This is a genomic window from Acetohalobium arabaticum DSM 5501 (genome assembly GCF_000144695.1).
GTDB classification, from domain to species: Bacteria; Bacillota; Halanaerobiia; order Halobacteroidales; family Acetohalobiaceae; genus Acetohalobium; species Acetohalobium arabaticum.
The window spans coordinates 1,937,000-1,961,728 of record NC_014378.1 but is presented as its reverse complement, the minus strand read 5'-3'; the positions used below and the strand labels follow the sequence as shown (position 1 = coordinate 1,961,728).

Genomic DNA, 24,729 nt, shown 5'->3' with positions numbered 1-24,729 from the left:
GCAGTTGAAATTTAGCTGTTTTATGGTATAATTATGGACAGCATAGGTTGGATTTCTATGCTGTCCATAATTTAGCTTTTTTATGATTTATCATTTATTCTGTAGTTATGTTTGAATAATAGAGGATAGAGAAGAAAATTCATATTAAAAGGATTTCTATGGGCAGTATAATGTAGATTATGCTGCTCATAATTTTATGTTTAATATTTTTACTGCTGTAAATTACTTTCAATATATATAATATATAGAGGATAAAAACTGGGCAAGAATTAAAAAATGAATGTTAGGATATACTATTATAGATATTATATCTGGTAATATTTAGCTTTAGAGGGGTGAATTATATGTTTAAAGATTGGTTTGGCGGTAAAAAATCTAAATATGTAACAGTTAAGAGACAGAGAGAAGAAGATGATGAGAATAAAAAGCGGAAAGAAAAGGGGAAAGGACAGATAAAAGAAGAATTATGGACCAAATGTAAAAATTGTGGAGAAATTATCTTTAATAAAAAGTTGGCTGAAAATTTAAAAGTCTGTCTGGAGTGTGGTTATCACTTTCGGTTAAATGCACAGGAACGGTTAAATATTTTAGTTGATGAAGGAGAATTTAAAGAATATGATAAGAAATTAGAGACGACAAATCCATTAGATTTTCCTGATTATGAAGAAAAGTTAAAAAAATATCAAGAAAAGACTGGTTTAAATGAAGCGGCTGTAACTGGTGAAGCTAAGATAGGCGGACATGAAGTAATCTTAGGCATTGTTGATGCTAATTTTCTGATGGGAAGTATGAACTCGGTTGTAGGTGAAAAGATTACGCGGGCAATTGAAGCTGCTTTAGATAAAGAGCTGCCTCTGATTATTATTTCCGGTGGTGGCGGTGGTGCCCGAATGTATGAAGGAATGTTATCCTTGATGCAGATGCCTAAAACCAGCCTTGCTTTATCCAGACTGGATAAAGCAGGCCACTTATACATATCTGTTTTAACTGATCCTACTTATGGAGGAGTATCGGCTAGCTTTGCTTCTTTAGGCGATATAATTATTGCTGAAGCTGATGCCAAGATTGGTTTTGCTGGTCCTAGAGTTATTAAACAGACGATAAATAAGGATCTACCTGACGGTTTTCAGACTTCTGAGTTTCAATTAGAACATGGTATGGTGGATAAAGTAGTAAATCGGAAAGATATGAAGGATATATTAGTCAGAACTTTAGATATTCATAGTTTGCGGGGTGAGGCAGATGGCCAATAATAATTTAGAATTTGAAAAACCACTGTTGGAATTAGAGGATAAGATTAAAGAATTAAAACAGTTTATGGAGGAAAAGGATATAGATTTAACTGATGAAATTGAAACTTTAAAGCATCGGTCTGCTCAATTAAAGGAAGAAATTTATGATGAGTTAGAACCGTGGCAGATATTAAAGTTGGCCCGACATGCTGAGCGTCCTACGACTTTTGATTATATTGATTTAATCTGTGATGATTTTATTGAATTACACGGCGATAGGAATTTTGGAGATGACCAGGCTTTAATAGGAGGGATAGGTAAAATAGGAGCTCAACCTTTAACTATTATTGGCCATCAGAAAGGTAAGGATACTAAGGATAATCTTAACCGTAACTTCGGTATGGCCCATCCGGAAGGCTATCGAAAAGCACTACGGTTGATGAAACAGGCTGAAAAGTTTAATCGTCCTATTCTGTCTTTAGTTAATACTCCAGGAGCATTTCCTGGAATTGGCGCTGAAGAGCGCGGCCAGGCTGAAGCTATAGCCCGAAATATGAGAGAGATGGGAAGCTTAGAAGTACCGATTATTGTAGTTATTACTGGTGAAGGCGGCAGCGGGGGAGCTTTAGGCATTGGAGTTGGCGATAAAGTAATGATGATGGAGTATACATATTATTCTGTCTGTTCTCCTGAAGCCTGTGCAGCTATTCTCTGGAAGGATGCTGCTGAAGCAAAAACAGCGGCCAAGGCATTGAAGTTGACAGCTGAGGACCTATTAGAATTGGAAATTATAGATGACATAGTTCCTGAACCGATAGGCGGTGCTCATAAAGACTTTACTAAAAGTGGTGAATTGTTAAAAGAAGCTGTTTTAGATAGCCTACAAGAGGTGGAGCAGTTATCAATAAAAGAGATGTTAGACCAAAGGTATGATAAATTTAGACGAATTGGGGAATATAATGAATAAAAGTTTCTTTAATATTTATCAGGAGGCTAATCAATGGATAAAATTGGTGTCTTGACTAGTGGTGGAGATGCACCGGGTATGAATGCTGCTGTTAGGGCAGTAACCAGAAAGGCTATCTATGAGGGATTAGAAATAATCGGCATTAAACGCGGTTATACTGGTGTTATCGAAAGTGATTTTATGGTAATGGACCGCGGTTCTGTAGCTGATATTATCCATCGGGGCGGGACTATGCTACATTCTGCTCGCTGTGAAGAATTCAGAACTGAAGCAGGACGTAAAAAAGCTATTGAACAGCTAAAATACGGCGGAATTGAAGGATTGATAGTGATCGGCGGTGATGGTTCTTTTAAGGGAGCTCAGTTACTCAGTGAGGAATCGGATATTAAGGTAGTTGGAGTTCCTGCCACTATAGATAATGATATTGCCTGTACTGATTATTCTATTGGTTATGATACAGCAATGAATACTATTTTAGATGCTATTAATAAGATTAGAGATACGGCTACTTCTCATGAACGGACCTTTGTAGTGGAAACTATGGGGCGGCATTCTGGAATCTTAACCTTGATGTCTGGATTAGCTGGTGGAGCAGAATCAATTCTAGTACCGGAGATAGATTTTAGCCTTGAAGAAGTCTGTGAAAAGTTAAACCATGGTTATGAGCGCGGTAAACTGCATAGTATTATTTTAGTAGCGGAAGGGATTGAACAGGATTTTACCTCTTCAACTGATAATAATGAAAGCCAGGCCTTTGCTATAGCAGAAGAAATCAGTAATAGAACCGGTTTTGAGACGAGAGTTACTGTCTTGGGCCATCTGCAGCGCGGCGGGATTCCCACAGCTCAGGATAGGATTTTAGGCAGCCGCTTAGGTGCAGCAGCTGTTGATCTTTTATTAGAAGGAGAAACTAATAAAATGGTAGGCGTTGTTCATGAAGAGGTTAAAAGCTTTCCAATCGAAGAGTCTTTAACCAGATCTAAGGATTTAAATAAAGAAATCTATAAATTAGCAGATATCTTATCATTATAATAATTCACCTAACATTTTATAATATAATAGGGGAGGTAATTGATATAGGTAGTTTTTAAGGAAATAAAGGAGGAGTATTTATGAGAAGGACAAAGATTGTATGTACTATTGGTCCCGGAAGTGATGATGAAGAGACTTTATCACAGTTGATTGATGCTGGAATGAATGTAGCGCGGATGAACTTTTCTCATGGTAATCACCAGGAGCATAAAGAAAGGATTCAAAGAGTAAGAAACTTAGCTGCTCAGAAGGGAAAGCCGGTAGCTATTATGCTTGATACTAAAGGTCCAGAGGTTAGAACCGGTATGTTAAAGAATGATGAGGAGGTTACGCTAAAGGAAGGGGAGAAGTTTGTACTAACAACAGAAGAGATTGAAGGTGATGATAAGAGAGTATCTGTTTCGTATAACGATCTTCCTAAAGATGTTGAAGTAGGCGGAACTATTCTGATTGATGATGGATTAATTGAATTGGAAATAGATAATATTTCTGATACTGAGGTAGAATGCACAGTGCTTAATGGTGGGCAGTTAGGATTACGTAAAGGAGTAAATCTGCCTGGAGTTTCTGTTAATTTACCAGCAATTACTGACAAAGATGCAGCTGATATTAAGTTTGGAATTGAACTGGATGTAGATTTCATTGCTGCTTCGTTTATTCGTAAAGCTTCCGATGTATTAGAGATTAAGCGTATTTTAGAAAAAGATGATGCTGATATTAAGATTATATCTAAGATAGAAAGTGAAGAAGGCGTCGAAAATATTGATGAAATTATTGAAGTTTCTAGTGGAATTATGGTTGCTCGGGGTGATCTAGGAGTTGAAATTCCTACAGAACAGGTTCCAGCAGCCCAAAAGATGATGATTGATAAATGTAATAGGGAAGGTAAGCCGGTAATTACTGCTACTCAGATGCTTGATTCTATGATTCGAAATCCCCGACCGACTAGGGCAGAAGCAAGTGATGTAGCTAATGCTATTTTAGATGGAACTGATGCTACAATGTTATCAGGAGAGACAGCAATGGGAGAGTATCCTGTAAGATCAGTAGAAACTATGGCCAAGATTGCTCAAGAAATCGAAGAATCTGAACAGTATGCTAAACAGATGGCACAGAAGAATATGGTGCCGCCGCGGACAGTTACAGATTCAATTAGCTATTCAACCTGTGAAACTGCTCATGATTTAGGAGCCTCGGCGATTATTACTTCTACCAGCTCTGGGCATACTGCCCGTATGGTTTCTAAATACCGTCCTTATTCTCCAGTAATTGCAGCTACACCAAATCCTAAAGTCTGTAAACAGTTAGCTTTATCCTGGGGAGTTAAGCCTATTGTAGTAGAAGATACTGCTTCTACTGATGATATGTTTGAAGTTTCAGTTCGGGGAGCTTTAGAGGCTGGATATATTAATATGGGCGATTTAATTGTCTTGACCGCTGGAACTCCTGTTGGTGTATCCGGTACTACTAATCTACTTAGGGTGCATATTGTCGGAGAAGCTATTGTACGAGGGACGGGAATCGGCAAGACTGCTTTCAGTGGACGAGTCTGTATTGTAGATGATCCTGATGAAGCTAACGAGAAGATGAAAGAAGGAGATGTATTAGTTACTCATAGTACTGATAGAGACTTTGTACCAGCAATGAAGAAAGCAGAAGCTGTAATTACTGAAGAGGCTGGTCTTACTTCTCATGCTGCTATCGTTAGTTTAAACTTAGGTATTCCGGCAGTAGTAGGTGCTTATGATGCTATGGAAATGTTAGAGGATGGGGAGCTGGTAACTGTCGATAGCGTCCGCGGTTTAGTATATAAAGGAGAAGCCAATGTTTTGTAAAATCATTTCTGCACACAGTTAACTGCTGTGTGCTTTTTTCTACAACTTTGCAGGATTAGATGTTAGAATAGAGAAGTAATTTTAATGATGGATTCTTTTGATAGTAATAAGAGGAGAGGAGAAGTTAGATGGAGTTTACTAAAATGCATGGTTTAGGCAATGATTTTGTGATGGTTAATGGATTTAATGAAGATATTGCTGACCCTAATCAATTAGCTGAAGCTATTTGTGATCGGCATTTTGGAGTTGGGGCTGATGGATTAGTTTTGATTTTACCATCAAAGCAGGAAGAAGCTGATTTTAGAATGAGAATCTTCAATCCTGACGGCAGTGAACCGGAAATGTGCGGAAATGCTATTCGCTGTTTTGGTAAGTATCTCTATGATCGTGACTTAACAGAAAAGACTAAAATCAGAGTAGAAACTCTAGCTGGAATTATAGTTCCTGAGTTAATAATTGAGAAAGACCAAGTTGAAGCTGTTCAGGTAGATATGGGCCAGCCTGGTTTGGGTAGTACCGATATTCCGATTACCGGAGTTAATAAGGATAAAGTAATAAAAGAGAAGTTAGAAGTTGAGAATGAGGAGTATGAGATTACTGCTGTTTCTATGGGAAATCCTCATACTGTTATCTTTGTTGATGATGCTGATGATTTTCCAGTTACAGAAGTGGGACCTAAAATTGAAGAGCATCCACGGTTTCCAGAGAAGACAAATGTTGAGTTCATTGAAGTAATGAATAGATCCGAAATTAAGATGCGCGTTTGGGAGCGGGGAGCAGGAGTTACTTTAGCCTGTGGTACCGGAGCCTGTGGTTCAACAGTGGCTTCAATTTTAAATGATTATACTAATCAAAAAGTTGAAGTCCATCTATTGGGCGGAGACTTGACTATAGAGTGGACTGAGGACAGTCATGTCTATATGACTGGTCCAGCTGAGGAAGTATTTGTAGGCGAGTGGATAAAATAAATTATTACTTAACTAAATTAATCTAAGGAGGAGATGAGTATGACAGAAGAGAGTTATATTCAACAGCAGTTTGCAGAAAGAATCGGTGGTGAGCAGTTTGGTAAAGGAGATGTACTTTATAAGTTTGAAAAGATCAAGCGGGCTAAAGAAGCTGCTAAAGAAGAAAATCCAGAGGTTGAATTAATAGATTTAGGTGTTGGTGAGCCGGATTGGATGGCTGATGATGGAGTTATTGAACGGCTTTATGAAGAAGCTCAGAAGTGGGAAAACCGCGGTTATGCAGATAATGGTATTTTTGCCTTTAAGGAAGCAGCTGCTGAATATATGGCAGAAGTATTCGATGTTGAAGGTTTAGATCCAGAGACGGAGATAAATCACTCTATTGGTTCTAAACCCGCTCTAGCTATGCTGCCTTCGGCTTTCATTAATCCCGGCGATATTACGATTATGACTACGCCTGGCTATCCAGTAATGGGTACTAATACAGAAGGGTTAGACGGTGAGGTAGTTAGTCTACCGCTGCTTAAAGAGAATGACTTCTTACCTGATTTAAACAGTTTAAATGAAGAAGAGAAAGAGAGGGCTAAGCTACTTTATATCAATTATCCTAATAATCCAACTGGAGCTGTAGCCAATAAAGAATTCTTTGCTGAGGTAGTAGAGTTTGCTAAAGAAAATGATATTATTGTAATTCACGATGCTGCCTATGCTGGATTGACCTTTGACGGCTATGAGCCGCTGTCTTTCTTGTCAGTACCGGGAGCTAAAGAAGTAGGAATTGAGATTCAATCACTATCCAAAGCCTTCAATATGACTGGCTGGCGAATGGCTTTTGTAGCTGGGAATCCGTTAGTTGTGAATGCCTTTGCTACTGTTAAGGATAATAATGATTCTGGTCAGTTTAAGGCGATTCAACAAGCCTGTGTATATGCTTTAAACCATCCAGAGATTACAGAAAAGACGTCTAAAAAGTATTCTAGACGTCATAATATGTTAGTTGATGCACTGCAGGATTTAGGGTTTGAAGCTGAGAAGCCGAAAGGTTCCTTTTATCTCTATGTTCCAATTCCAAAAGGAACTGAAGATGGTATTGAGTTTGAGAATGCTGAGGAATTCTGTCAATATCTAATTAAGGAACATCTGATTTCAGCAGTTCCTTGGGATGATGCTGGTTCCTTTGTAAGATTTTCTGTTACTTTTGTAGCTGAGGGAGAAGAAGAGGAACAGCAAGTAATTGATGAAATTAAAGATAGATTATCTAGAGCTAAATTTGTATTTTAGTTTTATTAAGCTCCAGGAATTATTCCTGGAGCTTTTTTTGTACATCTGAATTTAATCTTAAAAGGAGGAGTCCTTATGGGTTTTGTACTGGGGATTGATACTGGTGGAACCTATACTGATGGTGTAGTTATGGATGTAGAAGAAGGACTAATTTATGATACAGCAAAATCTCTTACTACCCGCCGAGATTTGGCAGTCGGGATTAATAAGTGTATGAATAACTTAGATGAAGTAGATTTTGATAATATTAAAATGGTATCTTTGTCTACAACTCTAGCTACCAATGCTACTGTGGAGGAGCAGGGTTGTGAAGTAGGTTTAATTTTGGTTGGTTTTGAAATTGAAAATGAACTACCAACAGAACATATAGTTCAAGTTAGCGGTGGACATACAATTAAAGGTGAGGAACGGGAAAATCTGGATTCAAAAGAAGTTAAAGAGGCAGTTCAGTCTATGAAAGATCAGGTAGATGCTTTTGCTGTTTCTAGTTATTTTAGTATTCGGAATCCAGAACATGAAGAAAAGGTTAAGTCTATAATTCAAGAAATAACTGATTATTCTATAGTTTGTGGTCATGAGTTAACTTCTTCGTTGGGAATGCATGAACGAACAACTACTGCTGTCTTAAATGCTCGCTTACTTCCTATTATTGCTGAATTAATAGAAGCAGTAAAAGAGAGTATGGATAATAAAGGAATCGATGCTCCGTTAATGATAGTTAAATGTGACGGCAGTCTAGTGAGTGAAGAAGTAGCTCAAGAGAAGCCAATTGAAACTATCCTATCTGGACCAGCTTCTAGCTTAATTGGAGCTACATATCTGACTGATGTAGAAGATGGTATAGTAGTAGATATGGGTGGAACTACTACTGATGTTGCTCTCTTGGAGAATGGAAATCCCAGTTTGAACGAAGAAGGTGCTATGGTTGGCGGCTGGTTGACTAGAGTCCAGGCAGTTGATATTGTTACTATTGGCGTCGGGGGCGATAGTTATGTCCAGATATCAAAGGATGGTATACTCCAGATCGGTCCCCAGCGGGTCTATCCTTTAGCTTGGGCTATAGAAGAAGAGGAATATTTAATAGATCAGCTAAAAGAAATCAAAGAGGGGGAATGCTTTCCTATTAATTCACAGCCAACAGATATTCTCTTCTTTATTAAAGAGCCTATAAATGTTGATCTCAGTAGAACAGAAACAAAAATTTTAAAGATAATTAAAGAGGAAGGCCCTCAGACATTGTACCATTTAGGCCAGAAATTAAATAAAAGTACAAACTTATTATTCTGGCAACGGTTGGTCAATATAGGTTCAGTCTATCGCGCTTCTTTAACTCCTACAGATATTCTACATGCTGAAGGTGAACTGGATAGATGGAATAAGCAGGCAGCAGAATTAGGAGTAGAAATAATGACTAGTCGTTATGGAACTACTCAAGGAGAATTTATTACTGATGTCCGGGAGGAAATCTATTATAAAGTAGCATTAGTAATTAGTGAAATGCTGCTTAAGGATAAAGGAATTAATTTTGAATGGGAGCAGGATTCATTGGCTGAGTTTTTGTTACAGGAAATGTTCGGTAGTAATCAAGAATTAGAAGAATTAATAGATTTTTCAGCGGTAATGAAACTTCCTATTGTTGCCATTGGAGCACCAGTAGAAGCTTACTTTCCACAGATTGCTGATAAATTAAATGCTTCTTTAAAGATACCAGATTATTCTGAAGTAGCTAACGCCGTGGGAACTGTAACAGGTAAGGTTATTGAGCGAGTAGAAATAGAAATCAAGCCTGATACAGGCAGCGGTTATATAGCTTATGCTCCATTAGAAAGAAGAGAATTTTCCGATTTAACGTCAGCTGTTGAATTTGCTAAAGAAGCTGGAAAAGAATATGCTAGAAGCCAAGTAGAAAAGTCTGGAGCTGTTGATATAGAAGTAATGGTTGATCATGATGATGTCTATATTAGTTTTTCTCAATCTGGTGAAAGTGATGATTTATATATAACGAGTGTAATTGAAGTTATAGCTATGGGCAGACCTAAACTAAAATAGATAAGAATGAAATAATGAAGGGAATTTGATTAATTTGTAGAAATATGCCAGTGGTATATATCATTAATAATGTAAATTGATTACATAATTGATAATCAAGGAGGAGTTCAATGAGCAAATTGAAAGAAATAGAGGATTTTATACAGCAGGTAGCTGATGCTTTTGCGGCCGTTTTAGATTATGAAATCTGTATAGTTGATGATGATCTAGAAGTTTTAGTAGGAACTGGAAAGTATCAAGAGGAAATAAATGATCGAGGAGGACCGGGCTGTATAACCCATCAATTAATGTTAAATCCTCAACAAACAGATCTGTTTGTAAGGGATACTAGTGAAAGTGCTTTATGTAATCAATGTTCAAAGAGGCAGGGATGTCCTGTGCAGGCAACTATAGTATGTTCTATTGTATTTTCAAATATAACCTTTGGAACGTTCTGTTTAATGGCTATGAATGAAAGACAGTCTCAAAATTTTATTACTTAATCATTGGCATAAAAAATGCATTTAAATTATTATGAGTTTGATTTTAAAAGGAGGTTAATAAAAATGCTAGAACGGAGATTTGAACCACAGGATGTCTTATCCGAAGAAGAGGTAGAACAGATCCATGAAGCATCAATGAATTTACTTGAGAATACTGGTATGGAGGTGTTGCATGAGGAAGCAAGAGAAATTTTTGCTGAAAATGGAGCTAAAGTTGAGGGCAAGAAAGTTTACTTACCGCGTAAAATCGTTGAAGATTATGTTGAAAAAGCTCCAGAAACTTTTACTTTACATGCTAGAAATCCAGAAAATACAGTAGAAGTAGGAGGGCAAAATTCTGTATTTGCTCCAGGATTTGGTTCGCCTTATGTAACAGATATTGAAAATGGAAGACGCGAATCTACTTATGAAGATTATGTTAACTTTACTAAGCTGTCTGCAGCAAGTGGCCACCTTGATACATTGGGTGGAGTATTAGTAGAAATGAATGATATTCCTGAGGAAGAACGACATGTTAAGATGATTCATGCAGGTGCCAAATATTCCGATAAATCACTGATGAGTAGTGCTTTAGGCGAGAAAAAGGCCCGCGATTGCTTTAAGATGACTAGTTTATTATTCGGTGAAGATGAAATTATTGATGATAGAACGATAAATATATCTATCGTTAGTACAACTACTCCTTTGAAGTATGATACTAAGATGGTAGGTGCTATTTTGGAACATGCTAGATATAATCAAGCTTCTATTATTGCTTCGTTAGTTATGGGTGGTTCTACAGGTCCAATAACTATCGCTGGTGGATTAGTATTACAAAATGTAGAGGTATTAGCTGGTGTTGTATTGGCTCAGATGGTTAATCCAGGAGCACCGGTAGTTTATGGTTCTGCTTCGACAATTACTGATATGAAGACAGCAGCTTTAACTGTAGGTAGTTCAGAGTATACAAAGTATACTGGTGCTACTGCTCAGTTAGCCCGTTATTACGGTATGCCTTCCCGGAATGGAGGAGTACTGACTGATTCGTTAGTAACTGATGTTCAAGCTGGGTATGAATCAATGATGAACTTTATGACTTCAATGAATTATGGAATCAATTTCCAGATTCACTGTGCAGGATTACTAGAAAATTATATGACTATGTCTTATGAGAAGTTTGTTGTTGATGAAGAAATATTAGGTATGGTCAAGAATTGTCATCGAAAAATTGAGGTTAATGAAGATACATTGGCTGAAGACTTGATTGATGAAGTTGGACACGGAGGCCATTATCTATCAGAATCACATACTTTAAATCACATGAAAGATCATAGAGAACCGATTATTAATAATCGGTCTGGTTATAGTGCCGTGGACGAAAAAACTACAGCGGCTGAACGAGCTAATGAGAAGTGGAAGCAGATGCTTGAAGATTATGAAGAACCTTACTTAGATCCGGTAATAGAGAAAAAATTAACTGATTTTATGGAGAATCTATAAATTTATTATTTGCCATGAGGTATTTTCTCATGGCTTTTTTAATTCCTTATGACGTTATTTTTACTTGACAACAAAGGTTATATACTATAAACTAAAAAATGTCCAGTCAGTCATTTATGGTTATTTTTCTAAAGAAAGGATGGGAGTAATGGAATTAGATAATAAAGAAGAAAGAATTTTAGAGGCAGCAGCAGAAGTTTTTGCAGACCAAGGATTCTTTAAAGCAACAGTAATTGAGATTGCTGAGCAGGCAGATATAGCTAAAGGAACGATCTATCTCTATTTTGATAGTAAACAGGATTTATTCAAGTCATTGATTGTATCCAGAGTTAACAGGCTTTATCAGGGAGCTCTGAAGGATAAGGAGAATAAGAGTAGCTTTGAAGCTAAGATTAAGTCTATTATTACTAGAGAGCTTAATTATTTTGCTGAGGAGGCTGATTTATCCAAGTCGATTATCTCCGGTTTTTCCGGTATGGATGAAGAATTTAAGAAAGCTTTTTGTAAAATACGCAAGAAGTATAGAGGAGTCATTAAAGAAATTATTCAATCAGAAATTGAATTTGAAGCAGTAGAAGATGTGGCTTCAGATGATGCTGTGCGTGCGCTACAGGGAATTATTCACAGTTTTGGATTTGATTATTATCTTACTTCAACCGATGAAGATTCTAAGGTAGAAGAGTTAACTGATATAATCTATAACTTATTTATTAATGGAATCAGTGAGAAAAACTAGAGGGGGGATACTATGTTCCAGAAGGATAGACTTACAGGTTTAGTTCTATTATTGGTGTTAGGACTACTATTAAACTGTACAGTCAGTATTCAGGCAGAAGAGAAGGAAGTAATTGAGTTAGATTTAAAAGAAGGAATTAAGCTAGGTTTGGAGCGTAATTCATCGCTTCAGCAGTTAAAATCAAGAATGGAAGCAGCTAGGGCGGCTGTAGAACAAGTAGAGGCTCAACTGAAGCCGAGAGTTTCTATTAATTCTCGTTATACCAGATTTGATGAAGAGCAACGTATAAACAGAAACTCTATAAATGCTTCTAAAGATTTATATAGCCATCAATTGAATCTAAATTACTTACTCTATCAGACGCCGGCTAAATTGAAAGTGAAACAGAAAGAATACCAGTGGCAGAATATAAAAGAAGAGTATCAGCACCAAAAGAAGCAGTTAGCCTATCGGATTACGCAGAATTATTATGAGATTCTCAAGGCCCAAGAGTTAGTTAGAGTGAATCAGGAATCATTAAAACAGGTAAAAGAACATTTAAAACAGACAAGGGCCCATCTGAAAGCAGGAAATGCAGTTAAGACTGATTTGCTGCAGACGAAGGTGCGGAAGAGTGAGGTCCAACAGCAGTTTCTACAGGCTAAGAATAATCTTCAGTTAGCCCGGGAGCGTTTCAAGAATCAGTTAGAAATTAAGGGAAGTAAACAGATAGAGTTAACAGAAGATATTGGGTTTCCAGAGGTGGATTTATCAATGCCGAAAGCGTTGGATTCTGCTTTTGATAAGCGGTCCGACTTAAATTCACTGCAGGCTGAACTTAAATCTCTACGTCAGGGATTAAAGTGGGCGCAAAAGAGTGATAATCCGAATTTGGCTTTATCAGGAAAGGTATCGAAAGAAGGTTCTGAGTTTAATCCTGAGAGTGATGAGTTCTGGTCAGTAACAGTTAATTTAGAATGGGATCTCTATGACGGAGGCGAAAATGAAGCCTTAGTTGAGCAGTCTAAGTCTAATTTAGAAGCTCAGGAATCTGCTCTGGATAAGAAGAAGCAGTCTATTGATCTTGAAGTTAGAGAGGGTTTCTTAAATCTGGATTTAAGCCGAAAACAGAAAGCAACTGCTAAGCAGAGAGTAGAAAGCGCCCAGGAAAACTTAAGATTAGCTAAGTTGCGCTATAAGGAAGGAGTAGCAATTAACACAGAAGTAATTGATGCTCAGGTTGAGCTTTCTAAAGCTAAGACTGATCATCAGCAGTCTGTTTATGATTACTATATTAATCAAGCAGCATTACTAAAGTCGATGGGAATGTCTTACTTATCTGTACATAACTCAGAAACTGATTTAAGTAGATCTAATTAAGTCGGGTTAGTTATTATAGTCTTCAGTTTAGGGAGGGGAGTATTAGATGAAGAATGGAAAGTTAGTTATTTTATTAGCTAGTCTACTTATCTTTAGCCTAGTTATTTCTGGCTGTAGTTCTCAAAGTGAACAGGCAGTAGCTGATTCTGAACCAAAGAAGCAGGAAAGTGTACAACAAGAAGATTCTAAAGATAGCAAATTAGTAGTTCAGGTAGCTGAAGCAACAAGAGATGATCTTAAAGTAGAACTGGACTTTACTGGTGAATTAGCAGCTTATCGAGAAGTAAATCTTGTACCGGAGATTTCGGGAGTTGTTAGAGAGATAAAGTTTGAAGAGAATGACCAGGTAAATAAGGGACAGTTATTATTAAAACTGGATCAGGCTATGGAACAGGCAGAAGTTGAAAAGGTAGAAGGAAATTTAGAAGTAGCTAAGTCTCGTTTAGATAATGCTCGTAAAAAGTTTAAAAGGATTAAAAGTCTGTATGAAAAGAATGTAATTTCTAAAAGTGAATATGATTCTACTAAAAGCAAGTATGAAGTAGCTCGAGCTCAGCTGAAGCAGGCTAAAGCATCCTTGAATTCAGCCGAGACTCAATTGAATAAAACAACAATCGAAAGTCCCATTAAGGGAGTTATTGCTCAGAAAAGAGTAGAATTAGGGGAGATGGCCACAACCGGTAATCCTGTAGCTAAAATAGTTCAGTTGAGACCATTAGAATTTGAAGGGAGTATATCTACTACTGACTTAACTAAGGTTGAAGTGGGCCAAAGTGTAACTGTTGAAGTAGATAGTTATCCTGAACGGACTTTTACAGGTGAAGTCAATAAAGTAGCTCCTACAGTAAATCCGTCAAATCGCGGTCTTAAAGTAACAGTTCAGCTGGCTAATGAAGAACTACTGCTTAAGCCGGGAATGTTTGCAGCGGGCAGAATCTTAGTTGATGAATTAGAAAATGTTTTGGTAGTACCTAAAGCGGCAGTCAAAGAGCAGAATAGCAGTCAGCAGATTTTAGTTGTGAAGAATGGAACTGTAGAAAATAGAGATGTCGAGACAGGTCCAGCTAATAATAATCGAATTGTAGTTACTGAAGGACTCAAACCGGGTGAGAAGGCTGTTGTTCGCGGCCCTGCTAATCTGCAGTCCGGTACCGAGGTTGAAGTTACAGAATGGGGTGAAACTGAATGAAGTTATCGGACTTTTCAGTTGACCGTCCTGTAACAACAGTAATGGTAATTTTAATTATTATAGTACTAGGTGGTATTGCCTTTACACGTTTGAGTGTGGACTTATATCCTGATATGACGATACCGGTTGTTTCAGTATCTACTCGATATTCCGGTGCTGCACCAGAGGAGATAGAAGAGTCAGTTACTCGGCCGTTAGAGGAAGGATTGGCTACAGTAGATGATATAGATTCCGTAAGTTCAACATCTAGAGAAAATCTATCCCAGGTAACTTTGGAGTTTGACTGGGGAACTGATATGGATATGGCGGCTGTTGATGTTAGAGAACAGGTCAGTCAAATTAAAGAGCATTTACCTGATGAAGCAGATGATCCGATAGTAAGGAAAATAGATTTAGACCAAATACCGATTATGATTTTTGGTATTTCATCTGATCACCGGAGCGGATTGGAGCTAAAAGAGTTTGCTGAGGATAATATCAAAGATGAGTTAGAAAAGATTCCCGGTTTAGCTTCAGCTTCAATTGTAAGTGGAGAAAACCGGCAGATTAATATCAATGTTGATCGTAAAAAGTTAGAAGGCTATAATTTGTCGATTAATCAAGTGACAGCTGCTCTGCACCAGGAGAATGTTAATCTACCTGGTGGTGAGATTACAGAAAGGCCTACTGAATATCTCCTGCGGACTGAAGGACAGTTTGAAAGTATTGAAGATATAGAAAATGTAATTATTACTATGCGTCAGCAGAAGCCGATTACAATCAAGAATGTTGCTGAAATTGAGGATGGATATAAAGACCGAAGTGTTTATGTTCGGGTTAATGAAAGAAAAACTGTAGGAGCAATGGTTACCAAACAGTCTGGTGCCAATACTGTAGAAGTTATTGACCGGGCTAAAGAGAAACTGGATAAAATAAGAGAGGATCTTCCATCAGATATTTATATAGACATTTCGCGTGATCAGTCTAAATTTATCAAAAAGTCTATTGCTACTGTCCAGCAGAATGTGCTTGTTGGAGGATTATTTGCGGTTATTATACTCTTTTTATTCTTAAGAAGCTTTCGCAGTACTTTTATTATTGGAGCTGCTATTCCAATAACTGTTGTTGCAGCTTTTGGTTTGCTGTATTATAGTGGATATACTCTCAACTTGATGACGCTTGGCGGATTAGCTTTAGGAGTAGGAATGTTAGTTGATAATTCAGTTGTAGTGTTGGAGAATATATTCCGCCATCTGCGTCACGAAGGGGCCGACCCTATTAGAGCTGCTAAACAGGGTAGTGATGAAGTAGGTACAGCAGTTTTTGCTTCGACAATGACTACATTAGCTGTCTTTATTCCGATTTCATTTGTCGAAGGAATAGCGCGGGAATTATTTGGGCCGTTTTCAATGACGATCGCTTTTGCACTACTGGCATCATTTATTATTGCTGTTACTTTTGTACCGATGTCATCGGCTAGATTATTAAGCTTTAGTAATGTAAAAGAAGATGATGCTCAAGAAGAAAAAATAACTGTTAGGGCTGCCAATAAGGTGCTGAATATATACCGCCAGATATTAGATTGGTGTTTAGATCACCGTAAAACAGTACTTGCTATAGCAGTAATCTTATTTGCTGCTTCACTGGCTTTGTTTCCCTTTATTGGTAAGGAGTTTATGCCTGATTCTGAACGGGATTCTTTCCGGATAATGATAGAACTGCCTGTAGGGACTGGTTTAGAAACTACTAATCAAGAAGCAAAGAAAATAGAAAAGATAGTTACACAGATACCGGAAGTACAGGTAGCTTTTAATTTAGTAGGAGATACTGGCGGCAAAGGAAGTACTAGCGGTTCTAATGAAGCAATGTTTATGGTTCGATTAGTAGATGAAGAGAACCGGGAGAGAAGCACTAGTGAGATTCAAGAATCAATTCGATCAAAGTTACCGTCTATTCCTGGAGCAGAGATAAGATTTGCTGAAGCCAGTATGATCGGTGGCGGTGGAGGCGATGATTCTCCATTATCAATTAAGATCTTTGGTGGTGACTTGGATAGACTTGAGTCTATAGCTGATCAAGTCAAAAAAGAAGTCGAGAAAGTAAAAGGTACTAGAGATGTTCACAGCTCTGTTGATGAAGGAAAGCCTGAAATTAGGGTTGATGTAGACCGCAAGCGGGCAGCAGATCTCGGTTTAGGAGTAAATAAAATAGGAAAGACAGTTGAAACTTATGTTAATGGAAGGACTGCAACTCAGTATCATGGAACTGAAGATGGTGATACTGTTGATATTAAGGTCAGATTAGCTAAAGCAGATCGAACAAAGATACAACAGTTGAATTCAATGAAGATTATGACTTCTAAAGGCCGGTTTATTCCGCTGAATTCTGTAGCTAAGATAGTTCAAACAGAAGGTCCGACAAAGGTTACTCGTGAGGATCAGCAGCGCCATGTCAGTATTTATAGTAATTTAGGAGATCGTGATTTAGGAAGTGTAGTTGCTGATATAAGCGACAGAGTAGAATCAAATATTGAATTACCGCCTAATTATAGCATTGAATACAGCGGTGAGAACGAGGATATGCAGGAAACCTTCAAAAATTTAAGCATGGCTCTGGCAGTAGCCATTGTACTGGTTTATATGGTGCTTGCTTCCCAGTTTGAATCGCTGCTGCATCCATTTACAGTAATGCTGACTCTACCTTTGACGTTAATCGGGGTTTTAGCAGCTCTCTTCTTAACCGGAGAAACTATCAGTGCTACTTCTATGATTGGGGTTATTATGCTGGCTGGAATAGTAGTTAATAATGCTATCGTTTTAGTTGATTATATTAATCTTCTTCGTGATAGAGGTTTAAGGAGGAGGGAAGCAATTTTAAAGGCTGGTCCTGTTCGACTGCGTCCAGTATTAATGACAGCCTTGACGACGATTTTAGGCTTAATACCAGTAGCGGCTGGTTGGGGTAGCGGTTCTGAAGGAATGGCTCCAATGGGGATTGCAGTAATCGGAGGATTAACAACAGCAACCTTCTTAACCCTATTAGTAATTCCTACTTTATATTTAAGCTTAGAAAAGATTAAGGACTTTCTTATTACCGTTCCCGGAAAGTTAAAGGATAAAATAGCAGGTTAAGTTAGTACTATAGTCTGAGATTTATGGTTTTATAGGTCTCAGGCTTTTTTATCCTTATTAATAATGCTTTTCTTCCAATGGCCTCGTTTAAACCAGAGAATAGCGGTTAAACTTCCGAGGACATTAGAGATAACAAAAGCCCACCAGATCCCATTAGTCCCCCATTCAAAGACCTTACTCCAGATATTAGCTAAAGGAATTCTTATAATCCAGAGGGAGAAGATGGAAAAGAACATAGCTGAAAGAGTATTTCCAGCTCCGCGAAATCCACCATTAATTACTATTAACCCTCCCATAAATCCAAAGAAGAGTCCATTAATCTGTATAAATGAGCTGCCTATTCTTATTACTTCAGGATTATCATTAAATACTTTAATGACAAGTTGAGGAACTGTAAAGAAGATAGCTCCTAAAATAGATAGGAGAATAAAATTCAATCCAGTACTGATATAAGCGCTTTTTTCAGCCCGGCTGACTTTATTAGCTCCTAAGTTCTGTCCTACCATAGTAGTTGTGGCTGTAGAAAAGCCCCGAGAAGGCATTATTACCAAGGATAAAATCCTAGTACAGATACCGAAAGCAGCTACTGCCATAGTTCCAAAGTGGGCAACAATGCTCATCATAACTGTCATTCCTAGTCCTCTTGTTGACTGTTCAATAGCAGCAGGGGCTCCTAAAACAACTATTTCTTTAATTAATTTAAAGTCAAACTTTAAATGATGCCATTTTAGGTGTAGACCATACTTTCCTGTCCATAAGAAATAAATACTTATAACAGCTACTACTGCTCGGGAAAAGATAGTAGCTACTGCTGCTCCGGTGACCCCTAATTCAGGAAAAAAGCTGACTCCAAAGATTAAGAATGGATCGAGAATAATATTAATTAAAGTTGAAACAAACATTAGCTTCATAGGTGTAATGCTATTGCCGCTGCCGCGCAGCAAGGCTGAAAAAATAAAAAAGATAAACATAAACGTCATACCGCCAAAGAGGACCCGCATATAGCTTACTGCCAGCGGTAGTACTTCTTTAGAAGCTCCCATCCACTTGAGGAAATCAGGAGTAAAGATGATGCCGATTACTGAACAGAAAAGAGCAATACTGAGTACGAAGCTAAATATCTGTCCAACTACGTGGTTTACTTTTTCACCTTCCTCAGCTCCGGTATACTGGGCAACTAAGGTAGTACCAGCAATTGTAAAGCCGATACCTAAGGATAATAGAACAAAGACAATAGGAAAGCTTAATGAGATAGCCGCTACTGCTTTAGCTCCTACCTTTCCTACCCAGATAGTATCAACTAAGTTATATGTCATATGCATTAAGTTGCTTAAGATAATCGGCCAGGATAGATGAAAGAGTGATTTAATAATAGATCCTTTAGTTGAATCGACCTGTTTACCTAACTGTTTTTTGAATTTTTTAGCCATTATGTAATAGCCTCCTAACCGATTATTTTGATTTTAAGATTATTCTATCCATTGCATAATAACATTATTAAGTTATTATGTCAATTTTGCTAATTTAATTTGATATTAGTTTATATTCAGAAATTATAATGGTGAAATTGTTATATGAATTAGTTAGGAAAAAGGGGTTGATTAGACATCAAAAGTATGATAAAAAGGTTTAAGAATTAATTTAATGCAGCAGTGGCTGAAGTGGATAAGAATGATAATTTAAAGTTGGCAACTATCGGGATAGTAACTATCAATAATGACAGTAAGTATATAGATCAGCTGTTAAGTAAAGTGGTGAAGTTTATAGAGAGTTTTAAGGAGGTTAGTTGATGAAGGAAGGAATGGAGGATAGAGTAGAAATTCAATCTAAGTTTATACCATCTAATTATAATATTGCCAGCTGGAAAAATAAAAAGGTATGGAATAAATATAAAAATATATCTACATATCCATTAACAATTATTGAGGCTAAAGCCGGCTATGGAAAGACTACTAGTTTAGTTGGATTTATTCATCAGGAATATTCTGCTGATTTTTATTGGTACAGTATTGAGAAAGCGGAGGTTAATATTATTTCTTTTTGGTCCAATATCTGTAGAGCTATTGGATTTAGGGAAGAAGAGATTACAGATTTATTGGACGAGTTAATAATTGAATTAAATCAAGGAGGGATAGGAGTAGAAGAGGTTGTTGTACATTTAATTAATTTATTGATCAATAAATTAAACGGTAATAAATATTTAATCATTGATAATTTTTATGTTGCCTGTGAGGATAAAGATATTATTGATTCACTTAATTACTTTATTAAGTTTCTCCCTTCTTCTGTACATTTAATACTGCTTACCCGCTTGGAAGTTAATTTTCCAAGTCTATATTCCTGGCAGATAGAAAGACGAGTCTTGAAAATAGAAGAAGAGAACTTTATTTTAAACAGACAGCAGATAGAAGAATTTGCTTTATTACAGTATGACCTACAGCTTACCTCGGAAAGAATAGAAGAAATATTAAAAGAGAGTGAAGGCTGGATTTTAGCAGTTGATTTAATGCTTAGGGAAATGGATAAGGGAAATAATCCAGAAGAAGTTATGGCTGAGGATAGTAAAAGCTTTAGTCTACTTGTTGAATACTTTAATTGTGAGGTTTTGGATTATTTATCAGATAAGGATCCTTATCTGATAAATTTTTTACTGCAGACTTCTATATTAAAAAAATTAGAAGTTGATATCTGTAATCAATTATTAGATATTAATATTAGCCAACAGATATTAGAACAGCTTCTTTCCAGTCAGGCATTTCTCTATCAAATAGATGATGATGATGGATATTGTTATCATAATCTCTTTAAGGAATTTTTGGAATATACAGCTAAACAGAAGTATGATTATAATCTATTACATAATAAAGCCAAAGAGATTTATTATAATGAAGGTCGGGATGATGGAGTGGTTTATCATATCTTACAGGTAGGTGATGAGGAAGAAATTGTAAAGTTGGTAATTGAGAATATAAGTGATTGGAAAGAGCGAGAAAAATTTAATCTATTGGAAAAATGTCTAGATTTTTTATCCCAGGACACTTATTTATCCCATCCATATCTACATATTTATCAAGGTGATATATATTATCAGGAGGAAGAGTATGATTTAGCTGCTAAAGAGTACCAGACAGCAAGGGAGTATTTTCAAGATCAGCAGAATAAGAAAGGGTTAATTTCAGCTTTATTTAAACTCAGCAGACTATATTTTTTCTTACATTCAATTAAAGGAGTAGAATACTTTAATGAATTAATAAATTACAAGCATCTCTTTTCTGATAAGCAGCAGAAAGAGTTTCTATATTTAAAAGCAAAAGCCTGTTTTTATCAGGGGGAGATAGGCCAAACAAAGGAAATGATACTTAAATTAAAATCACATGATATTGAATGTAATACTTTAAAGGCAGAGTTAGCCTTTCTAAGTGGTGATTTACTGCAGGCTCAGAAATTGATAAAAGAAATAATGATTAATCAGGAGAGATATTCATATTTCCTTGATTATATAAGAATTGTAATTAATCTATTTCGCGGTAATATTCATCAAGCCCAGGAATTAGTTTGGCGTAAAATAGTTGCTGCTAAGGGAATTGAAAAGACTTTTTTTGAATATATAGGGGCAACTGTTGATCGGATGGCCGGCAGGCGGAAAGAGGAAATATCTAAAAGAAAATACTTTGAGACTTTAAAGAATAATTTAGATTCTTCTTGCTGGTATTTAAGTATGTTAATGGTTGACTTGATTTTCTGGGAAGCATATTATGGAAATCCAGAACTGGGGATTGAATCTGGAAAAGAATGTTTAACAAAATTCGCTAAAACAGAGTATGGAGTAGCTATAACATATTATGGCATTGGGTTAAATTATCATAGTTCTCAAAATTCAGAAGATTCATTAAAATATTTTGAAGAAGCTAAGAATTGTTTTGAAAAACTGGATAATAAATTATATTTATGTACTGTATTAATGTTGATTTCAGCAGTAACATATGAATTAGGCTGTGAGACTAAGTTTGAGCCTACTATAGAACAGACACTTAAGTTAGCCAGAGAAAACTCTTATGATTATCTATTTTTAAAAGAAACATTTATTGGAGTGAAAAGTCTTAATGATTTCATACCGGTTTTAATTGAGGCCAGGGATAGAGGGATTGAAGCTGATTATGTTAATGAATTATTAAGTGAATTTAATCTATCTAATTTAGATAGACATCCCGGTTATTGTTTGAAGATAAAGGCTTTCGGAGAGTTTAGACTCTGGCGCCGCTGTGGTAAAGAAGAGGTTGTGGAGGAGGAGTGGACTCGTAAAAAGTCTAAAGAGCTTTTTAAGTTATTTTTGGTTAATTATGATGAGTTGATTCCTAGGGAAAGAATCTGTAGTCTGCTGTGGCCTGATAAAGAGATTGATAAAGCTAAACGCAGCTTTAATGTAGCCTTAAATAATTTAAATCAGATATTAGAGCCAAATAGAGAGTCTGGAGCAGAGCCTTACTTTATCGTTCGGCATAATTTATCTTATGGTCTGAATCGGAGAATAAGTTATTCATATGATGTAGCCGATTTTGAGGAAGCAATCAAGAGAGGAGATAGGACTAAAGATGGAGTAGTAAAAATGAATTATTATCAACAGGCTGTTGAACTCTATCAAGATGATTTTTTGGTTCATGACCTATATAAGTCATGGATTAATATAGAACGGGAGCGGTTAATTAGATTATTTTTAGATACAGCCAATAATTTGATAGAGTATTACTTTAAGCAAGGGGAATATGAAGAATCTATTCAGTTAGCAGATAGAATCTTGGCCATCGATAAATATTTTGAACAGGCATATTTATATAAGATGAAGAGTTACGAGCAATTAGGGCAGCGTTCCTTTGCTGTTAAGACTTATCAGAAATGTAAGGGGATTTTGAACAAAGAATTAAATATCAATCCAATTTCCGAGATAGAAGATTATTATCAGAAATTGACTTTAGAAAACAGTACTTAATTGTGCTGTTTTTTATTTTGTAAGTGAATTGTAAGTCTGATGTTTATAATTAGAAAGGGAAAAATGTTAGCATATATCTGATTTAGACTTACTTTGTAAAATAACCTAAAATATTCGATAAATATTGTAAGAAGGAGGGGTAAAGTTGTGAAAGCAGAGGATAACCAACAGAACTTAATTCTAGATGATGCAGTTATGGAGATAGCTAACCAGCTGCGGTTAACTAAAGAAGCTGATTTTGAGCCGATATTGGAGATTATAGGTGATGAAGTTGAAGTTGATAGTATCTTTATATTTAATTTTATGGTTAAGTATAAACAAATTGATGAATGGACAGCTATGGATTATCAACCGTTATTTAAGGATTTATCCCAGGCTAAGATAGAAGAATTAGGTTGGAAGTTTCGCAAATTGGTTCAAGATGAAGAATATATTATCAATAATAGCTCTCAATTATCCAAAGAATTAATTGAGGAGCAGGTGATTATACAGTCTTTAGATGTATCAGCTTTGGTATTAGTGCCGATTTTTGATGCTGAAGAAAGACTCGTAGGGATTATCGGTGCTGCTAAGAGGCAAACTCCAAAGTTTTGGTCAGAAAGTGAGCTTAAATTATTTAACATAACAGCTGAGATGTTGGGTAATCATTATGAGCTGTATAAGACCGAAGTTGAGAAAAGGAAGTTATTTAATACAATAGAAACAGCAGCTGTTGTTTTAGATTCTTCCTGGCAAATCATTGCTGCCAATGATGAATTTAAGAAGTTATCAGGCTATACTGAGGAACTGCCAGAAGATGTAGAGATGATGGATTTTATTCATCAGGATGATGTAGATAAAGTCAGGGGGTATCTGCAGCAAAAGATGAACAGTAGTAATTTGTTATTATCTGAAGAAGAAGTAAGATTTATTACTAAAGACCAGCGGACTAAGCATGTTTCGATATCAGCAGGTTTAATTCCGGAAACTACTGAGATTATAGTTTCGCTGCTTGATATAACAGAAAAGAAAGAGATTAAAGATGAGTTTAGAAAGAATGCAGAATTACTTTACAGCAGTTTTGAAAAAGCCAATATCGGGATGACAATTATTAATCTAGATAAAGAGTTTATAAAGGCTAATGATGCCTTCTGTAATATGCTCGGTTATAGTAAAGAGCAGATGCTGCAGAAGACATTTATTGATATAACACATCCTAATGATAGAGAAAGAAGCATTAACCTATGGAATCAGTTAATTGATGGCGGAGAGCGAACAGTTGAGTTTGAAAAGAGATACTTACATCAGGACGGATATATTGTCTGGGCTGATATTAATTTAACTTTAGTTAGAGATGAGAATGATGATCCTCTTTACTTTATCAGCCAGATAGAGAATATTACTGAAGAGAAGAAAACAAAGCAGAAGCTAGAGTACAGCCATAAGCAGTTAGAGAAGACTTTTAATTCTATGGTAGATACTTTGGGTTCTGTTATCAGCTTACGAGATCCTTATACTGCTGGACATCAGCAGCGGGTTGCAGAATTAGCAGTAGAGATTGGAAGAGAGATGAATCTCCATTCTGATATGATTGAAGGAATTAAAGTAGCAGGTATTCTACATGATATTGGTAAGATAAAGGTGCCGGCGGAGATTCTGTCTAGACCAGGTGAAATAACTGATGAGGAGTTCCAGTTGATCCAGCAGCATTGTCGGCATGGATATGATATTCTACAGGAGGTTGAGTTTGATTGGCCCATAGCAGAGGTTGCTCTGCAGCATCATGAACGGATTGATGGTTCCGGTTATCCGCAGGGCTTAAGCGGTGAAGATATATTACTAGAAGCAAAGATTTTAGCAGTTGCTGATGTAGTGGAAGCTATGTCTTCACACCGTCCTTATCGCCCAAGCTTAGGAATTGATGCTGCTATAAATGAAATTAAAAAGAATAAAGGCCTCAAATATAATTCTAGAGTAGTAGATGCTTGTTTAAATGTTTTAGAGAATAATAGACAGATATTAGAAAAGGCAAATTAATTCTATT

The 24,729-nt window shown here is 36.5% G+C and carries 17 protein-coding genes; 16 read left to right on the top strand and 1 reads right to left on the bottom strand.

Annotation, left to right across the window (positions count from 1 at the left end):
• Positions 1 to 344: 344 nt before the first annotated feature.
• The 13 genes from accD (at position 345) to acear_RS09490 (ending at position 17,719) form a co-directional block, all read left to right on the top strand.
• Positions 345 to 1,253, top strand: a complete 909-nt coding sequence (gene accD, locus acear_RS09550; RefSeq protein ID WP_013278811.1) for an acetyl-CoA carboxylase, carboxyltransferase subunit beta — start codon at positions 345 to 347, stop codon at positions 1,251 to 1,253.
• On the top strand, positions 1,243 to 2,199 hold the full coding sequence (locus acear_RS09545; protein ID WP_013278810.1) for an acetyl-CoA carboxylase carboxyltransferase subunit alpha: 957 nt from the start codon (positions 1,243 to 1,245) through the stop codon (positions 2,197 to 2,199). Before accD ends, acear_RS09545 begins: the two co-directional genes overlap by 11 nt.
• 33 nt (positions 2,200 to 2,232) lie before the next feature.
• A complete protein-coding gene (gene pfkA, locus acear_RS09540; RefSeq protein ID WP_013278809.1) occupies positions 2,233 to 3,231 on the top strand; it encodes a 6-phosphofructokinase in 999 nt (332 codons plus the stop codon).
• 80 nt (positions 3,232 to 3,311) lie between these two features.
• Positions 3,312 to 5,066 (top strand): pyruvate kinase, encoded by a 1,755-nt coding sequence (pyk, locus tag acear_RS09535; protein ID WP_013278808.1) that lies wholly within the window; start codon positions 3,312 to 3,314, stop codon positions 5,064 to 5,066.
• Between the two features lie 128 nt (positions 5,067 to 5,194).
• Positions 5,195 to 6,034, top strand: coding sequence for a diaminopimelate epimerase (gene dapF / locus acear_RS09530; protein WP_013278807.1), 840 nt, complete (start codon positions 5,195 to 5,197; stop codon positions 6,032 to 6,034).
• A gap of 39 nt (positions 6,035 to 6,073) precedes the next feature.
• Positions 6,074 to 7,315, top strand: a complete 1,242-nt coding sequence (locus acear_RS09525; RefSeq protein WP_013278806.1) for an LL-diaminopimelate aminotransferase — start codon at positions 6,074 to 6,076, stop codon at positions 7,313 to 7,315.
• A gap of 75 nt (positions 7,316 to 7,390) precedes the next feature.
• The gene (locus acear_RS09520; protein WP_013278805.1) at positions 7,391 to 9,364 is read left to right on the top strand and encodes a hydantoinase/oxoprolinase family protein; all 1,974 of its coding nucleotides are present in this window, start codon (positions 7,391 to 7,393) and stop codon (positions 9,362 to 9,364) included.
• Between the two features lie 110 nt (positions 9,365 to 9,474).
• The gene (locus acear_RS09515) at positions 9,475 to 9,846 is read left to right on the top strand and encodes a hypothetical protein (protein ID WP_013278804.1); all 372 of its coding nucleotides are present in this window, start codon (positions 9,475 to 9,477) and stop codon (positions 9,844 to 9,846) included.
• Positions 9,847 to 9,909: 63 nt separating this feature from the next.
• Complete coding sequence (locus acear_RS09510; protein ID WP_013278803.1) at positions 9,910 to 11,325, top strand: trimethylamine methyltransferase family protein; 1,416 nt, start codon at positions 9,910 to 9,912, stop codon at positions 11,323 to 11,325.
• A 148-nt stretch (positions 11,326 to 11,473) separates the two neighbouring features.
• Positions 11,474 to 12,061, top strand: coding sequence for a TetR/AcrR family transcriptional regulator (locus acear_RS12215; protein ID WP_013278802.1), 588 nt, complete (start codon positions 11,474 to 11,476; stop codon positions 12,059 to 12,061).
• A 12-nt stretch (positions 12,062 to 12,073) separates the two neighbouring features.
• Complete coding sequence (locus acear_RS09500; RefSeq protein ID WP_013278801.1) at positions 12,074 to 13,420, top strand: TolC family protein; 1,347 nt, start codon at positions 12,074 to 12,076, stop codon at positions 13,418 to 13,420.
• 46 nt (positions 13,421 to 13,466) lie between these two features.
• Positions 13,467 to 14,609, top strand: coding sequence for an efflux RND transporter periplasmic adaptor subunit (locus tag acear_RS09495; RefSeq protein WP_013278800.1), 1,143 nt, complete (start codon positions 13,467 to 13,469; stop codon positions 14,607 to 14,609).
• Positions 14,606 to 17,719 carry an efflux RND transporter permease subunit gene (locus tag acear_RS09490; protein ID WP_013278799.1) on the top strand — a complete coding sequence of 1,038 codons (3,114 nt, stop codon included), beginning with the start codon at positions 14,606 to 14,608 and terminating at the stop codon, positions 17,717 to 17,719. Before acear_RS09495 ends, acear_RS09490 begins: the two co-directional genes overlap by 4 nt.
• Positions 17,720 to 17,757: 38 nt before the next feature.
• On the opposite strand, the gene acear_RS09485 is transcribed toward acear_RS09490, so the two are convergent.
• Complete coding sequence (locus tag acear_RS09485) at positions 17,758 to 19,149, bottom strand: MATE family efflux transporter (protein ID WP_013278798.1); 1,392 nt, start codon at positions 19,147 to 19,149, stop codon at positions 17,758 to 17,760.
• 222 nt (positions 19,150 to 19,371) lie between these two features.
• Between acear_RS09485 and acear_RS12410 the strand changes: the two genes are divergently transcribed.
• The 3 genes from acear_RS12410 (at position 19,372) to acear_RS12210 (ending at position 24,722) form a co-directional block, all read left to right on the top strand.
• Entirely contained in the window at positions 19,372 to 19,509 is a 138-nt protein-coding gene (locus acear_RS12410) for a DUF503 family protein (RefSeq protein ID WP_083771371.1), read from the top strand.
• Positions 19,509 to 22,706, top strand: coding sequence for an AfsR/SARP family transcriptional regulator (locus acear_RS09480; protein ID WP_013278797.1), 3,198 nt, complete (start codon positions 19,509 to 19,511; stop codon positions 22,704 to 22,706). Before acear_RS12410 ends, acear_RS09480 begins: the two co-directional genes overlap by 1 nt.
• A 147-nt stretch (positions 22,707 to 22,853) precedes the next feature.
• A complete protein-coding gene (locus acear_RS12210) occupies positions 22,854 to 24,722 on the top strand; it encodes a PAS domain S-box protein (RefSeq protein ID WP_013278796.1) in 1,869 nt (622 codons plus the stop codon).
• Positions 24,723 to 24,729 lie beyond the last annotated feature (7 nt).